The sequence below is a fragment of the Trichocoleus sp. FACHB-40 genome (assembly GCF_014695915.1).
Classification (GTDB): Bacteria; Cyanobacteriota; Cyanobacteriia; order Cyanobacteriales; family FACHB-T130; genus Funiculus; species Funiculus sociatus.
Genome location: NZ_JACJPF010000067.1, coordinates 15,107 through 30,944, shown reverse-complemented (window position 1 = coordinate 30,944; position 15,838 = coordinate 15,107). Strand labels below are relative to the sequence as shown.

General features: G+C 44.7%; 11 protein-coding genes. 9 read left to right on the top strand and 2 right to left on the bottom strand.

The window, feature by feature from the left end; translation table 11 throughout:
• Positions 1 to 436: 436 nt before the first annotated feature.
• The 4 genes from speD (at position 437) to H6F63_RS15800 (ending at position 3,947) form a co-directional block, all read left to right on the top strand.
• A complete protein-coding gene (gene speD, locus H6F63_RS15815; RefSeq protein ID WP_190638541.1) occupies positions 437 to 838 on the top strand; it encodes an adenosylmethionine decarboxylase in 402 nt (133 codons plus the stop codon).
• 61 nt (positions 839 to 899) lie between these two features.
• Positions 900 to 2,387: an SET domain-containing protein-lysine N-methyltransferase gene (locus H6F63_RS15810; protein WP_190638540.1), complete on the top strand. Its 1,488-nt coding sequence runs from the start codon at positions 900 to 902 to the stop codon at positions 2,385 to 2,387.
• Positions 2,388 to 2,417: 30 nt separating this feature from the next.
• Complete coding sequence (locus H6F63_RS15805; RefSeq protein ID WP_190638539.1) at positions 2,418 to 3,416, top strand: cache domain-containing protein; 999 nt, start codon at positions 2,418 to 2,420, stop codon at positions 3,414 to 3,416.
• A gap of 120 nt (positions 3,417 to 3,536) precedes the next feature.
• Positions 3,537 to 3,947 carry an EamA family transporter gene (locus tag H6F63_RS15800; protein ID WP_190638538.1) on the top strand — a complete coding sequence of 137 codons (411 nt, stop codon included), beginning with the start codon at positions 3,537 to 3,539 and terminating at the stop codon, positions 3,945 to 3,947.
• A 127-nt stretch (positions 3,948 to 4,074) separates the two neighbouring features.
• Here H6F63_RS15800 and H6F63_RS15795 read toward each other — a convergent pair whose 3' ends face one another.
• Positions 4,075 to 6,363 (bottom strand): ATP-binding protein, encoded by a 2,289-nt coding sequence (locus H6F63_RS15795; protein WP_199298069.1) that lies wholly within the window; start codon positions 6,361 to 6,363, stop codon positions 4,075 to 4,077.
• 669 nt (positions 6,364 to 7,032) lie between these two features.
• On the opposite strand from H6F63_RS15795, the gene H6F63_RS15790 reads away from it, so the two are divergent.
• Entirely contained in the window at positions 7,033 to 10,050 is a 3,018-nt protein-coding gene (locus H6F63_RS15790) for a UvrD-helicase domain-containing protein (RefSeq protein ID WP_199298068.1), read from the top strand.
• Positions 10,051 to 10,147: 97 nt separating this feature from the next.
• Here H6F63_RS15790 and H6F63_RS15785 read toward each other — a convergent pair whose 3' ends face one another.
• Positions 10,148 to 10,972, bottom strand: a complete 825-nt coding sequence (locus H6F63_RS15785; RefSeq protein ID WP_190638536.1) for a M90 family metallopeptidase — start codon at positions 10,970 to 10,972, stop codon at positions 10,148 to 10,150.
• Positions 10,973 to 11,167: 195 nt separating this feature from the next.
• Here H6F63_RS15785 and H6F63_RS15780 point away from each other — a divergent pair, with 195 nt between their 5' ends.
• From H6F63_RS15780 to H6F63_RS15765, 4 genes are all read left to right on the top strand, one after another.
• Positions 11,168 to 11,311: a hypothetical protein gene (locus H6F63_RS15780; protein WP_190638535.1), complete on the top strand. Its 144-nt coding sequence runs from the start codon at positions 11,168 to 11,170 to the stop codon at positions 11,309 to 11,311.
• A gap of 54 nt (positions 11,312 to 11,365) precedes the next feature.
• Positions 11,366 to 12,589: a DUF4336 domain-containing protein gene (locus H6F63_RS15775; protein ID WP_190638554.1), complete on the top strand. Its 1,224-nt coding sequence runs from the start codon at positions 11,366 to 11,368 to the stop codon at positions 12,587 to 12,589.
• Positions 12,590 to 12,689: 100 nt separating this feature from the next.
• Entirely contained in the window at positions 12,690 to 13,592 is a 903-nt protein-coding gene (locus H6F63_RS15770) for a hypothetical protein (RefSeq protein WP_190638534.1), read from the top strand.
• A gap of 316 nt (positions 13,593 to 13,908) precedes the next feature.
• Positions 13,909 to 15,831 carry a hypothetical protein gene (locus H6F63_RS15765; RefSeq protein ID WP_190638533.1) on the top strand — a complete coding sequence of 641 codons (1,923 nt, stop codon included), beginning with the start codon at positions 13,909 to 13,911 and terminating at the stop codon, positions 15,829 to 15,831.
• The last annotated feature ends 7 nt before the right edge of the window (positions 15,832 to 15,838 follow it).

Below are 15,838 nucleotides of genomic sequence, written 5' to 3'. Positions count from 1 at the left end.
ACACAACGTTATACATAATTTTAGAGTTCCCAAATAGGTTAGTTTCCTAACGGCTTTTGAAGATATCGTTCAATTTTAGGCTGAATGGCATTGTCAAGTTAATCATGCAGCAATGCCAAAACACCCTATTCTACCCCAACAAAGCCAAGGTGAGGATTCAGTCCTTGCAGCTTAACAAATCAAAATATTGTGAAGTTAGTGTGAATTTGGTTGCTGATTTGGGAAAACAAATTGAAATATTGTGAAGTTAGTGTGAATTTGATTGCTGATTTGGGAAAACTACTAATAAGGTCACAAGATTTTCTGCTGCTGGCACTGATAACGTGGCTATACCGTTAGGCCTGGGTGAACGTACTTCCAGGTTATTCAGTGCTGGGCGGGGATTTTAGGGCTGATTTAATCAGGGTCATGCAAGCAAAGTCGTAGGTAATTAGGTATGGAATTTTGTGGAACTCACCTTCTTGTGGAATTCAGTGATTGCCGTAACGCAGAACTTCTAGATGATCTAAACCAAATAGAAGAACTGATGCGAGAAGGATTGAAAGTAGCCAATTTTACATTAGTGCAACTATTCAGCCATAAATTTTATCCAATTGGGGTGACTTCAGTGGCGATCGTCAGTGAATCTCATGTTTCGATACATACCTATCCTGAGACGGGTCATGCCTCAATTGATATCTTTCATTGTTCAGATGGTTCGCTTCAAGTGTTACGCCTGATGGACTATTTAAAGCTTCACTTTGAGCCATCTCAGTTTTCCTATGCTGAGGCTACACGAGGTCGCAATTTAAAAGTCTCGACAAACACTTCAGCTTGTTTGCTTGAGTCTGTAGCTTAGAAGTCAAGTAGCGCCAACTTTTAGAACTCCACAAACAAAACAACTCTCCGAGATTTCCAAAATGAAAGTATGCGTTCTGCAACCTGACTATTTTCAAGCAACGGTAAACTTGGAAGCTTACACTTCACCGAGTTATTTTCCCAATCTAAAACCAGAAGATGAAGTAAACTCTGTATTTCTCAATAAAGCGACGATCTACCGTCAGTTAAAAGAGTTGAAGAAAGAGGGTTACGATATCTTTGTCAATCTTTGTCGAGGTTATAGACATTGGGATGTTCCTTCTTGCCATGAAGTAATGAGCGCATTGGAAGCGTTGAATCTTCCCTATACGGGTTCTGCGGCAACTTTGTATGATTCTCCTAAGCAGGAAATGAAGCATATTGCTTATTTTGCAGGAGTTGATACGCCAGCCTTTTGGGTTGCCGAAACGTTGACTGATGTAGAGAATGCCTCTGTTGAACTAAATTTTCCTTTGTTTGTAAAACCAGCAGCGTCTGGAGATGGTCTGGGAATTGATGCGCGATCGCATATAACTACAAAAGAGGCTTTGTTAAGCAAAGCCACTGAATTAATTGCTGACTTCGACACTATCCTGATTGAAGAGTATATCGCCGGACGCGAGTTCACAGTGCTTTTGGTTGCTAACCCAGAGGATGTTTGTTCGCCTATTGTGTATCAACCAATCGAGTTTGTGCCGCCCAAGGATGAGCATTTTCAATTTTACAATCTAAAACTCCGTCAAAGTCATCCAGAATGGTATGTTCCTTGTGACGATCCGCAGCTTGAGTTAAGTTTACGAGATGCGGCTAGACGACTATTTTTGGAAATGAATCAGGGTGGTTATGCTTCGATTGACTTGAGAGTTGACGAGAATGGAGAAATCTTTTTTCTAGAAGTCAATTCTCCTTGCGCTGTTTTTGGTACTCAGGGTCATGAAACGGTAGCAGATTATATTCTGAAGTTTGATCCAGCAGGTCACGCGGGATTTTTTAACCAGATAATTGCCGAGGGAATTACCGGACACCAGCGCCGTCAGAAGAAATATCGCGTAGGAAAAAGTGCGATCGCAACTTATGGCATTTTTGCGACTCAGTATTTCAAAACTGGCGATGCGATCGCGCCAGGAGAAGCAAGAACACAACGCATTGTCACCCGTTCTCACGTTCAATCTCGCTGGACTGAAGCAGAGCAAGCATTTCTGTTGCGTTATATTTATCCTCTGGGTGAAGATATTCTGGTTTTGCGTGACTCAAATCCTGGGAACTGGATATTACAAAACCACTCTTGTGACCCCAACACCGGGTATCAGGGACTCGATCTGATGGCGCTACGGGATATCAAAGCGGGTGAGGAATTGACCGTAGATTTTGCTGCATTCTGCGGTGAAGACATGGAGGGATTTCAGTGTATGTGTGGATCTCCGAAATGTCGCGGAGACATTCAATTCGCATCTTGTTGCAAACCAGGAAAAAATTCCACCTATTCCCTAAATCTGATGCAGACAGAAATGCTTGCACAACGGGTATTGGAAGCTTCCACCCAGCCTTGATAGTTGTCAATGATACCAACAAAATTCTGTATGCAAATCACAGATCAACATCAAACAAACTCAGCCGAAGTGGAATTGACCCAAGCAGTCCATAACTTGGCATATCGATTAATCAGCCAAGCTGGTCAGCGTGTCAGCGAACGGTTGACCGCGTATATGGCGCTACCCCACCAACTGAATCAACTGAATGCAGACGTAGTTGCTGCGGGTCAACTGGATCTCAATGATGCGATCGCTTGCGAGCAACATTTATGGAGGCTTGCTAAAATCTTTCCCAGTATTAGCTATATTGGTTTTGCCTTAACTGACGGGAGTAAAGAATCAGGCGCTGGAAGATGGATTGAGAGAACACAATTGTCAGTTTACGAAAATCGGAATTTCAAAGGCTGCGATTATGCAACCGATGAACAAGGAAACCGCACCCATCTAATCCAAAGCTATGATTATGATGCCCTATCGCAGCCTTGGCATAAACAGGCGCTTGAGGCAGGTAAACCGATTTGGACTCACATCTTTACGGCTGATATTGATGATGTAGAGGTTGCTAATGAAGAGTCTGTCCAACCTGAAGATACTTCCTCTAATGTCGGTTATCAAAATTATGTGGCGGTTAATGCCGAACGTCCACTCTATGACAAAGATGGCAAGCTATTTGGGTTAGCAATTGTTGATGTGCTACTCAGCGAAATTAGCAAGTTTCTGGGTACCCTGAAAGTTACTTCTTCCGGACAAATCTTTATTATGGAGCGCGATGGAATGTTAGTCGGCAGTGCTGATGAGCATTCTATTGTGCATAGAGTGGATGGCAGATTGGAACGGTTTAATGCTCTCAACACGCCAAATCTAGCAATTCGTTCCATTGCTGAAGAGTTGCAAAAGCAGTTTAACAGCTTTCAAACGATTCAGGAGCAACAGTTTGATTTCTCATTAAACGGCGATCATCAGTTTGTTTATGTAACTCCTTGGCAGGAGGAATATGGATTGGACTGGCTTGTGGTTGTTGGCATACCTAAATCGGATTTGATTTGATTGCGGATAGCCATCCTGCTTTAATGTGAGCGGTAACATTTCTTTTGTAGAGACGGGCATGGCACGTCTCTACAAAGATTAAAAGGTCTAATTATTCTTTGAATGTGAGGTTGTTGAATAATGCAAGGGTGGATCTTACCAACATTAGGCGCTTTAGTCGTGTGGGGATTTTGGGGATTTATTCCTAAACTGACCACGACCTATTTGCAGCCCAAAAGCGCGATTGTTTACGAAGTAGTAGGCGCTTTAATATTAGGAATAATCGTCCTCGTTTCTTCACGATTCCAACTGGATGTACATCCCAAAGGTATTGCATTTGCTATAACCACGGGGATGCTAGGTTTTCTAGGTGCTTTTTGCTTCCTCATGGCAGTTTCCAGAGGCCCAGTTACTTTGGTAGCAACGATGTCTGCCCTTTACCCCGTTATCAGCATCCTGCTTGCGGTATTTATATTACATGAATCAGTCACCCTCCAGCAGAGCGTCGGGATTGCGCTGGCTATTTTAGCAATGATTCTAGTAACCGCTTAGGGATTTATCAAAATAGCTAGTTTCAACAGGTCTTTGAGCTAGTTATTAATAGAAGGCGGGAATTTTAAGTTAATTGCTAGGGCGCGATCGCGCCCTAGCGCGTATACTCTTTCGCGCTTCCCAAAGGCTACGCCAACGCACCGTTCAGGGGTTTGATAGTTTGGCGAATGGGTATCTCAATTGCAAACTCTGCTCCTTGTCCAGGTGCGGAATGGCAATATAATTTCCCGCCATGTTTTTCGGTCACAATTTGATAACTGATGGAGAGTCCTAAACCAGTCCCTTTGCCAATCGGCTTGGTGGTGAAGAAGGGATCAAAAAGTTTGCTTCGCACGTCCTCCACCATTCCTTGACCGTTATCCGCTATGCGAACAATGACCCAATTAGAATGACTTATTTCTGTGGAAATTTGAATGGTACTTGGATTACTTACAATCTCTTGAAAGGTACGTTTTTTATCGGATTCATGCAACGCCTCGATTGCATTCGACAGCACGTTCATGAAGACTTGGTTGAGTTGCCCCGGATAGCATTCTACCAACGGCATTTGGCTATAGTCTTTCATGACTTGAATACCTGGATGGTCAGAAGTTGGTTTCAAGCGGTTGAATAAGATTAGTAATGTGCTATCTAATCCTTCATGAATATCTACTTCTTTGAATTCTGCTTCATCTAAACGGGAAAAGTTGCGGAGAGATTTAACAATTTCCCGAATGCGCTCGGCTCCTAGTCGCATTGAAGCTAACAACTTGGGAAAATCCTCTCTGAGAAAGTCGAGGTCGATTTCTTCGATCTCATCTTCAATATTTGCAGTGGAATTGGGATATTCCTGCTGGTAAAGGTTCACCAGATTCAGTAAGTTTTGGGCATATTCTTCGGTATGTATCAAATTGCCATGAATAAAGTTAACCGGATTATTAATTTCATGGGCTACTCCCGCAACCAATTGTCCCAAACTGGACATTTTTTCGGTTTGGATCAGTTGTATCTGGGTATGTCGTAAATCAGTAAGCGTTTGTGAAAGTTCGGCCGTCCTTGCTTCAACTCGATTTTCCAATTCGGCGTTAGTCTGCGCTAGTTCGTTAAAGGAATCTTGTAACTGAGAAGCCATGTGGTTAAAGGACTGTGCCACCGCATCTAACTCTTTGATGTTGGTAGTTTCCACTGTTTGGTCTAACTGTCCAGTAGCGATCGCTTCGGATGCCAAACTCAACTTTAAGATGGGACGAGTAATCCAGCGTGATGTGTAGATTCCCAGGATTGTTGCTACTGCCAATGCTCCCAGACACAAGACGATAGTTGTGCGAGTGTTGGCGTTAATTTGGGAATTGAAATCAGATTCCGGAACGGTGACAACCACTAGCCAGTCTAACCCAAAGCGATCGCGCCAAGGAGTGACCTGAATAAACTGACGCTGCCCGTTGAACTTCACCTCAATTTCTTGAGTATTTTGAAGGGTATTGAAATTATTGAATTGTTGTTTTAATTTTTCTGCCACAGCGCGAATCAACGGATCTGAGCTTTCTAGCGCACTAAACCGGGTTGTTTTGCCATCGACTTTCTGTACGACTGGTTTAGTGCTGGAACTGCCAATCAGCAAGCCATCGCGTTCCATGATAAAAACTTGTCCGGAAGGGCTAACTTTCAGGTTGCGAAGAAATTCACTCACATTCGTTAGCAGCAAATCTACCATCAGAAGACCCGACAGATTACCCTTCTGGTCATAAACTGGATATCTAGCGGGGACTGCGACATAGTAATTGATCCCAACATTGGAAACTGTGTTTTGGCTTTTCAGTGCCTTGCCTGCTTCAGCGATTTCTACAGTGCTTGTCTCAAACGTAGAGATCCCAGACCAGCCTGGTCTACGTGTTTTTAGCACTTGTTTATTCCAAAGGTTCGCTAACGGATCGTTCTGATAGCTTTGCACAAGGCTTTTCCGGTTTCCCTGGTCGTCAGCGAGATAGTCTGATGCCAGACCGCCTCTGCGGGGATTTTCATAGACAAGGAGATCGACTCCATTGACCCAACGCCCTGCACCTGATTCTCTGCCATCCGGTAAGGCACAGCCAATGTAGCTAAGATTTTTAAAAGCTCTGGCTTGACTCCAGAAATACTGCTCACTTGCTTTGGGGTTATTCAGATTTAATTGTCCAGAAGCGATCGCATCTGCATTGATTTGGTTCAACTGCTGTGGCAGCGCCAAATAAGTATCCAAGTGTTCGCCAACCTGTTGACTGGCTTTGTCAATCAGTTGATTGGCTAGGTCATTGACTGCTTTCTGCCCGTTTATAAATGAGAGATAGCCAACCAACCCTACCGCTGCAAATATTTGTAATACAAAGGGAACTATAAGAATTAGACGCAGGGGAAACTGTTGAGTAGCCTTAGCCGGACGATCTTTTTTGATGTTCAAGGGAGTGGCTCAGCAGAAAGTTTCAAGTAAGTACACAAAAGTAGTCAATCTTACTTTATAGTTCCCGAATGGAGATGAAAAATACCATTTGAGCTTAAGTTTCAGTAGAAAGGCTTAAACCAGAGCGATCGCAGCTTAATTCCAGCCCAGTTGTCAGAATTGCCTGGTTTCGCTTCAGTCTGCGATTAAGCAGCCTCGCTTGCGATCGTTTTTGTGTCTGTGTGCAGCAAAAGCTAAACGATGCGATCACCCTTAGTAATCATGAGTCCTGGGTGAGGGTGTAGTTGAGAGGTTGCCCGTGGGAGGCGATCTCGTTTGAAGTCGGTGTTAGACCTGCTCACTCAGCGGGAAAACTAGAAATAGGCGTTCAAGTCGCTGCAAGCAGTTGAGTAAGAGTCAGGCAGAGCATAGATGGGCAGTTTCAGCGCAGGTTCCCATAGGGATAGTTCACAGATTGACAATGTTCAAAGTTTTGTCAAATTAATTGCAGGTTCCCATAGGGATAGCGGTTCACAGATTGATAATGTTCAAAGTTTTGTCAAATTTATTAATGATAACGATAACCTGTGGACGCTCCTTGTTGGAAGAGAAGTGATACATTTTGTCCGAGGAAGAGGACGAATTTTGGTATTAGAAAATGACTGTTCAGAGATATGGGTAAACTACCCAATGGTAGACACTATCCCTTATGAAGAGGCTGGAAAATATACTATTAGATATCCCAAAGAGAGATTTATCAGAGAATTCGATAGTATAGCTCCGCCTCTTTCTTGTAGAGAAATATTTGAATTTATACAGAAGGGAAGAATCGATATAGAAGATGATATAGGTTTGCAATTAGAGAAACAACGTCAGGAACGCACTCGCCTTGAACAGCTAGAGAAACAACGTCAGGAACACACTCGCCTTGAACAGCAGCACCGAGAACGAGAGAGACTTCGGCTCGAAGCAGAGCGCAAGGAGAAGGAATGTCAGCAGCGCAGAGAACGAGAGAGACTTCGGCTCGAAGCAGAGCGCAAGGAGAAGGAACGTAGAGAACAGCAGCGTCGAGAACAAGAGAGACTTCACCAAGAGCAAAAAAGACTTCGGCTCGAAGTAGAGCGTAAGGAGAAGGAACGTAAACTAGAGGAAGAACGGCAGCAACGTGTTCGTCGTGAGGTAGAGAAGCAAACTTTACTCAATAGCCTAAAAGAGCAATTTGCACAAGACTTTCTCAATGCTCATAACTTCTATCAAGCCCAGTGTATTGAACACATATCGTTTGAGGAGTACCAATCAGAGAAAATAAACTATGTGCGCTATTGGGTACAACACCACTTAAACTCTACTCCTGATTCTGAACAAGCAGCAGCTATTGGTGCAGTTGAAAGTCATGTTCAAGTAGTAGCTAGAGCTGGCAGTGGTAAAACCTCAACGTTGGTCAACCGAGCTTTGTTTTTACAGAAACATTGCGGCGTTGCACCCGATGAGATGTTGCTTTTAGCTTTCAATCGCAAGGCTGCCGAGGAGATCCGAGAGCGCCTCACCAAGCAGCTACAAGGTTCTATTCCTCATGTAATGACGTTCCACGCATTAGCCTATGCTTTGGTTCATCCGGAAGAGAGCATTCTTTTGGACGAACCAAATGGGGAACAAAGTAAAAGCCGCGCCCTACAGTCTGTGATTGACGACTACCTACGCGACCCAAATTACCGCGAAGAAATTCGCGTCCTGATGATGGCGCACTTTCGTGAAGACTGGGAGCGCATCGCTTCCGGTGGCTACGACAAAAGTCCTGAAGAGATGCTGCGTTACCGTCGCTCATTGCCAAGAGAAGGACTTGATGGAACATACCTTAAATCTTTTGGCGAGAAGGTCATTGCCGACTTTTTATTTGAACACAACATCAAATATAAATACGAGCGTAACTTCTGGTGGAATGGAATCAATTACCGCCCTGACTTTACTATCTTCACTGGAGACAACCAAGGGATAGTTATCGAATATTTTGGACTCGAAGGCGATCCAGATTATGATGCGATGTCTGCTAAAAAGCGACAGTATTGGCAAAATAATTCTAACTGGCGTTTACTTGAATTATCCCCAAGTTCCCTAAAGCATGAGGGGGTAGAAGGTTTTTGTACTTTGTTAAAGCACTCTATTGAAGATTTCGGAATTACTTGCGCTCGCTTGAGCGAAGAAGAAATTTGGTTGCGAATCAAAGACCGCGCTATAGACCGTTTTACTAAGGCAGTAGTGGGATTTATCCAGAGATGTCGCAAACTGTCTCTAACCTCAGAAAAGCTAGCCAGAATTGTTGAGGCTCATAGCTGTGCTAACAGTATCGAGGAACATTTTTTGGGGCTTGCAGAAAGATTTTATAAGTCGTATTTGGAACGTCTTCAGGCAACAGGCGAGGAGGATTTTGATGGACTGATGCAAAGAGCCGCACAGATCGTTGCATCAGGAGAAACTGTATTTCGCCGTAAATCTGGCACTGGGGATTTGAATCATCTGCGATACGTATTCATTGATGAATATCAAGACTTCTCAGAACTTTTTCACAATTTAATAGAATCAGTTCGAGAACAGAATCCGCAAGCGCTTTTTTTCTGCGTTGGGGACGACTGGCAAGCAATTAATGGGTTTGCTGGTTCTAACCTCCGGTTTTATAAAAATTTCGCGCAATTTTTCCAGCCCTCGCGCAAACTTAATATAGCTACCAATTACCGCTCAGCAACTTCCATAGTCGATATGGGCAATACATTGATGCAGGGATTGGGAACTCCTGCCCGCGTTCATAAGAGTATATTAGGAAAAGTTGAGATTGCTGATTTAGGAACTTTTCAGCCAACCCAAAAAGAGTCAGAAGAGCATTCAGGAGATATCTTAACACCTGTTGTATTACGCCTAGTGAACAAGGCTATTAAGGAAGATAAAAACATTGTTCTGCTCAGCCGGAAGAATAGTTTACCGTGGTACGTGAATCACGGAGAAAGCCGGAGTAATTCGAGGGATGGCACACTCGATAGTTTTTTACAACAAGTGCGATCCTACCTACCTGAAAACTTAAGGTACAAGGTAACTATATCGACATCTCACAAGTACAAAGGGCTAGAAAAAAAGGTAGTCATCATACTAGATGCTGTCCCTCGTTGTTACCCCTTGCTCCATCCAGACTTGATGCTTTCTCGTGTTTTTGGTGATAGTATTCAGCAGGTGTTTGACGAGGAGCGCCGTCTTTTCTACGTTGCATTAACTCGTGCAGTAGAGCATTTGTTTATCCTCACTGAAACGAACAACGTATCGCCTTTCCTTGAAGAATTGAGGAATAGAAAAACCATTTCCTCAGTGAATTGGTCTGATTACCAGTCTTTGGTTGGAGCTATAAAACACCTCACTATCAAGGTAGGCAACCAGGATGGACGAGGTGGAAACGGCACTTACGCGATCAGAGACTTACTTAAGGCTGAAGGCTATAACTGGAACAGTCGCTTGAAAGCTTGGTGCCGCACCTATCCTGCACAGAACTTCTCACTACAACAATTTTTTGATAACGCTGAGTGGAGTTCTCGCGCTGTTGGAATTGAGGTGCGATTTTATGATGATTTCGAGAAGATGCTGGCTATCTATCGGGTTGACAAAGGGCAATGGACTTGCGTTGTTGACAAGATTCTAAATCTCGAATTTGACGATATCCTATTTTAGGCCATGATGAGTGCGATTCGTAATCTCTGTAGGTTTTTATATTATCGAAGGTGGACGCTATGCGATCGCCCCTGACCTTAGATTGAGTTGAACATATCTAAACCCATTGCACCGGATCTAGTTGATAGTAACGTTGTAGTTGTTCATAAAGTGCCGGATGCTGCTTCAGTAATTGGTGGGGTTTTTCAAAGAATGTCTCTGTCGCTACGGCAAAAAATTCTGCGGGATTCGTTGCACCGTAGCTATTCATTACCGTCTTTACGCCTCGTTGAATATCATTGCAAAGTTGTTGATATTCTTCCGTCATCACCTTTGCCCAAGTAGGATAATCTGAGTTTCGGTGCAAAATAGGAACACCCTCAGCTTTACCATCTTCTTGATCCAACTGATGGGCAAATTCATGAAGCACAACGTTATGTCCATCCCGCCAATTGCAAGTATCGTGTTTCACCTGTTCCCAAGACAGTACCAGTTGGTCATTTGTCCACGATTCCCCCAGTCTGGCTACACGCCTTTCTTCCACAATAAAATTACCTGTATAAGCTGTTTCATTAACAAGATACGTGCTGGGGTAAACTAGAATTGAACGAAGTTTAGGAAAGTAGCTTTCTCGCTGGTTGAGTAGGAGTAAACACGCGACAGACGCGATAATCACCTTCATTTCTTCCGTTACGTCTAATCCTCCACAACCTATAAATTGTTTTTCGGCTAAAAATACTTGAATGTGTCCCTGAAGCCGTTTTCGTTCAACGGGAGAGAGAAGAAGGTAAATAGGAAGATTATTCTCAACAATCGCATTCCACAGGAGCGGAAAAGGACGATGTTTGAAACGATTTCTGCGTCGTTTAACTAGGGCAGGATTGACTAAAATTCCAGTGATAATCAGTCCAATGATTAGAAAAATAATTATTGCTTCAAACATTGACTTTTAAGCATTTTATGCTGTCTGATTTACAGATAAGCTTGTGGGATAAAATATCCCTGAATTACTCGATAGGATTACATCTTGATTGTCCGTCAGGAAAAACAGAGCGATCGCATTGATGGGGATGAACGGCCAGAGCGATCGCGGCTCGTCTCCTTGCCGAGCTAGAAGATGAGCGGGCGTGGAAGGCGCATGAAGCTACGACAGATGACCAGTGGGATCGTCTACCCAGATTGCGATCGCTATCTCTACAGACAGATAGCTCAAGAAACGCAACCTTTAGATAGATTATTGTGTCAACCTTTGATCAACTCTAACTTCTGGAGATTAGATTAAAAATAGGTTGAGCGTTGGGATTTTGGGAGGAGTTGTGGCGTGGATAGAACCGCGATGAACGTGCAGGAAACACAGGAGCAACAGAGCATCCGTCCTGGGGACTTTACATGGCATTTCTGGCCTGCTTTGCCACTCTATCCATACGGCACCCGGCGGACACTCCGCAAAGAAGTGGTCAAGGACACCATCTGGACTTTCGACCAAGTGCAGGGCATTCTCTATGCTGTCGTGCCGATTCGGATGACCGTCGTTAAGCTCAAAGCAGGCGGCCTTCTCATTTATGCGCCAGTCGCGCCGACAGGAGAGTGTATCCGACTCGTCAAGGAGTTGGTGGAACGATACGGCGATGTTAAGTACATCATCCTGCCAACGCTTTCCGGTTTAGAACACAAGATTTTCGTCGGCCCCTTTGCCAGACGCTTTCCGAACGCAGAAGTCTTCGTGGCTCCGAATCAGTGGAGCTTCCCGGTGAACCTCCCTTTAAGCTGGCTCGGTTTTCCCACTAAACGCACCCACATTCTCCCAGAGGACAGCGCTGAAGCGCCCTTTGGCGATGAGTTTGACTACGAGGTGCTGTACATCAATCTGGGACGGGGGTCGTTTGGGGAAGTAGCATTATTTCACAAGCGATCGCGCACGCTACTCGTGACTGACTCCGTGCTTTCCGTTCCAGAAGAACCCCCGCAAATCGTTCAACTTGACCCGTACCCCTTGCTGTTCCATGCCAAGGACGATGTGTTCGATGTCGTTGAGGACAATGAGGAAAGTCGCCGCAAGGGATGGCAGCGCATCTCCCTGTTTGCGTTCTACTTCCGACCGAGTGCGCTAGAGGCAACCAAATTGGGGAAGTCGTTTCGCGATGCCCTGAAAGCGCCAGATCGGTCAAAGAAAGCTTATTTCGGTTGGTTTCCCTTCCAATGGAAGGAAGATTGGAAACAGTCGTTTGATGCACTGCGAGGCGGCGGTCGCCTGTTTGTGGCACCGATTCTACAGACGATTATCCTCAACCAAGCACCGAGAACAGTGCTGGGCTGGGCTGACAAGGTAGCCCGTTGGGATTTTGAGCGGATTGTTGGCTGCCACTTTGACTCGCCCATTCAGGCAAACCCGCGTCAGTTCCGGCAGGCGTTCGATTTCTTAGAGAAGAAGCTATCCGTAGCTGAAGGCGGATTTTCGAGCCAACAGCGCCTACCTACGGCGGACTTTGAATTTCTCAGAGAGCTTGAGGAGATGCTGACAAAGCTCCGCATCACGTCGCCGCCAAGGGAAAAGCTCTAAGGGATCTGGCAAAAGAACGTCAATCATGACGAAATTTCTGTTACTCGCCTCAGCTGTACGCCAAACTTGAAAAAGACACCGATCGTTGCGCTTTTGGGTGATGAAAACACTAATAACGCTTTTTGGTAAAGAACGCAACCAACTGGAGACAGAGATTGACAAGGCAACTAACCTGGAACAGGTAGTTCAGCTGGTGCAAAGCCGACTCGATAATCTTGAGAGGAATTACATCGGTGAGTTGAGCGTGGGGCAGATTCGTCTAGCTTCCTTTTTTCTGGACACGCTACGACAGTCTATCGCTACTCTCACGGCTGCCAACGAAACGAGAATTTCTGAGCCACAGCCTGAGAAAATCCTTAACCGAACCAGAGGTTTCTCCAACAGCTTAATTCTGAAAGTCTTACAGGGACTCATCAGTATAAGCATCTTAGGTTCGTTATTTTCCTTGACTCAAGATACCGTTGGGGCTTGGATGGACATCTTGTTGATGACTGTGCTGGTAGGGCTGGAAGTTGTGTTCCAACTCGAAGGAGGCGGCGAAAATCGTTCCGACTCTCAGCAGCCTGTAGCACCACCCAAGCTGATTATGCAAGTTGATAGCAAAGCCTTTTTGGACAACCTTGGTGATGCTCTCAACACTATTGATCTTGCAGTCGCCTCGGCTGAACAAGTGAAAAAACCACTGGAAGGTAGTGGAATAGAAGAGTTGCCCGAACTCCTGAATGTTGTTCAGAGGCTAACGGGTGCGTCATTTCTGCAAAAACCCCAGATGGCGCTTGAACTGACGAAACTTCTACCCCAGATTTTAATGGAGCAGGGAATACGAACCCAGATTTACCAACCAGGCGACAAGCATAGTGGGCGCGAGTATTTTGACTTTGAGCCAAGTATCGACCCTGAAGCCAGAGATTATGTAACTATAACTCCTGCCTTGATGAAAGGCGATCGCTTACTCCGAAGAGGTCGAGTTGTTGAGCCAGCTTACTCTGAGACTAGAGAGTAAATTGTCTTGTTGTTACAGCTGTGCATGAGTGCCAAAGTCTTCATTTAAAAAGTTTTTTGGTATAGCAATCCTATTTGATTTGTGACTACCTTTTTTAAACGAACCGCAAAGGCCCAGAGAACAGGGAGGAAGAGAACAGAGAATTTGATAAATGGATTAGGATTGCTATAGCATCCCATTTTTTTCAATTCCTCGGACAGACATCTCGCCTGTCTGTGGATATAGCGTAGGCAAGATGCCTGGGGCGAGATTTTTGCAAAATGGAAATGCACCCAGTGTTTCCCCTTCAAAATAAGAATTAGGGGATAGAAAAAGTATGGAAATTTTAGAAACAATTGGTTTCGATTTGGGACACGGTGAAACAGCTGTGGCTAAGGCGAGGGTTGAAAGCATCGAACCTCCAGAGATGCTTGAGGTTAATAATAAGAAGGTTCAAGTAACTGCGCTTGGCTGGCATCCGGAACTGGGTTATCTTGTTGGAGAACAAGCCTTAATTCAAGCTGGCGTTACTCAGCTAAAAATTTCTTTTAAGCAAAAACCCAACAACGATCCAAATTACAGAGAGACTATCCGCAGTTTTGTGGAAACCTACTACCGCCTTTTAAAAGAAAGCAAACAGATTGAAGGTGGAGAGACTAGCCAGTTTTATGTTGGGTGTCCGTCAGGATGGTCAGTAAGCGATCGCGAAGAATACCAAAAGCTACTTAAGGAATCTGGCATTGGTTTACTGAGTGTTGTACCGGAGTCGCGGGCGGCTTTCATGCAAGCCAAGGAAGCTGGTAAACTGGACTTCGACAAGCTCAAATCGTCGGTGCTAATTGTCGATATTGGCTCCTCAACTACGGATTTTACTCTGGTCAAGAGCTTGCACGAGATCCCGATAGATTTCGGGAGCAACGCCCTAGGAGCATCCTTAATCGACAAGGCGATTTTTGCCCGGACTGTCGCCAACCACGAAGAGAAAGCGTTACTCGAAAGAGTTTTTGGGCAGTTTCCTCATCACCAAGCTCGTTGCGAACTCGCCTGTCGCAAAGCTAAGGAAGATTACTTTTCTAACGAACAACTGTACAAGCATCCGCAAACATTTGCACGCGGCTTCGAGTCGATTAACGAACAAATTTACTTTGTTCCGCAAGTTAATCAAGCGATCGCGCAGGAGATTTTGAACCATCCCTTATCTGAACTAGAAGACAAGAGTTGGATTCAATCTTTTCGCGAGGCGGTGACTGAGGCGAAGGAAAAACTCGACCAACAGGGTATTGTTCCGAAAGTTGTGTTGATGACTGGCGGCGCATCCCGCATGAACTTTACCCGCGATATTTGCCAGGAGATTTTCCCGGAACCCGAAACACAGGTTCGCCCAGATCCAGAACCTGAACGGTGCATTGCACTAGGTTTATCGCGGGTAGGACGATGGGATATGCGTGCGAGTGCATTTAAAGAAGAAGTCAAGCAACTGTTCGACTCGAAGAAGCTGAAAGAACTCGTTGAGAGACATATCCCAGAGTTAATCGAACAGCTGACGTTACCTTTATCACAGGGTTTGATTGAAAATGTAGTTAAACCAGGTCTGAAAGATTGGCGAAACAACAAAGTACGGACTTTAGCCGATTTGGAAAATGCCTTGAAGGGAAGCGCAGAGGAGTGGATTAAAAGCGATCGCGCCAGACTTATCATCAAAAATCAATCTGTCACTTGGTTTAACAGCAAAATTCAACCCGACTTAGCCGCAGAAACCGACCCGATTTGTCGAAAGTTCCAAATACCCAGAAGCAGCTTGAGGTTTGAGGAAGGGATCGACCCTGCCGTAGTCAACCCGGAGCTGTCAATTGGGGATGCTATCCTTGCTGATACAGTGGGATTTATCATCAATGTGGTGATTGGTGGAGGTACTATCGGTAGCATCATCGCTCTGGTGCTCACGGGGCATTTGACTTGGCCGATTGTGCTAATATATGGTGCTTCTGTACTTGCTGCCGGAGTGGAGATAACTCGGAGCAAAACCCAAGAAGCCATTAAGGAAAATGTGGATGTTCCTAGTTGGACTCGTGGCCTTCTTTTAAACGATAGCAAGCTTGATTCTATCTGTGAGCAAATGAATCCTGAGTTAGAAAATGTTTTTAGAAAACAGTTGACAGAGAATCGGGAGACTTTTAACGAACTGATTGCGAAAGTTGGGCAAGAACTTCAAAAAGCCTTAAATACTAAAGCTCAAGAGGCAATCATTCTGATTCAATAGAAGTAAA

Excerpts from the sequence above, each read along its gene's own strand:
- speD (WP_190638541.1), top strand. The coding sequence starts at position 437 with ATGGAATTTTGTGGAACTCACCTTCTTGTGGAATTCAGTGATTGCCGT.
- H6F63_RS15790 (WP_199298068.1), top strand. The coding sequence starts at position 7,033 with ATGGTAGACACTATCCCTTATGAAGAGGCTGGAAAATATACTATTAGA.
- H6F63_RS15775 (WP_190638554.1), top strand. The coding sequence starts at position 11,366 with ATGAACGTGCAGGAAACACAGGAGCAACAGAGCATCCGTCCTGGGGAC.
- H6F63_RS15780 (WP_190638535.1), top strand. The coding sequence starts at position 11,168 with ATGAAGCTACGACAGATGACCAGTGGGATCGTCTACCCAGATTGCGAT.
- H6F63_RS15805 (WP_190638539.1), top strand. The coding sequence starts at position 2,418 with ATGCAAATCACAGATCAACATCAAACAAACTCAGCCGAAGTGGAATTG.
- H6F63_RS15765 (WP_190638533.1), top strand. The coding sequence starts at position 13,909 with ATGGAAATTTTAGAAACAATTGGTTTCGATTTGGGACACGGTGAAACA.
- H6F63_RS15810 (WP_190638540.1), top strand. The coding sequence starts at position 900 with ATGAAAGTATGCGTTCTGCAACCTGACTATTTTCAAGCAACGGTAAAC.
- H6F63_RS15770 (WP_190638534.1), top strand. The coding sequence starts at position 12,690 with ATGAAAACACTAATAACGCTTTTTGGTAAAGAACGCAACCAACTGGAG.
- H6F63_RS15785 (WP_190638536.1), bottom strand. The coding sequence starts at position 10,972 with ATGTTTGAAGCAATAATTATTTTTCTAATCATTGGACTGATTATCACT.
- H6F63_RS15800 (WP_190638538.1), top strand. The coding sequence starts at position 3,537 with ATGCAAGGGTGGATCTTACCAACATTAGGCGCTTTAGTCGTGTGGGGA.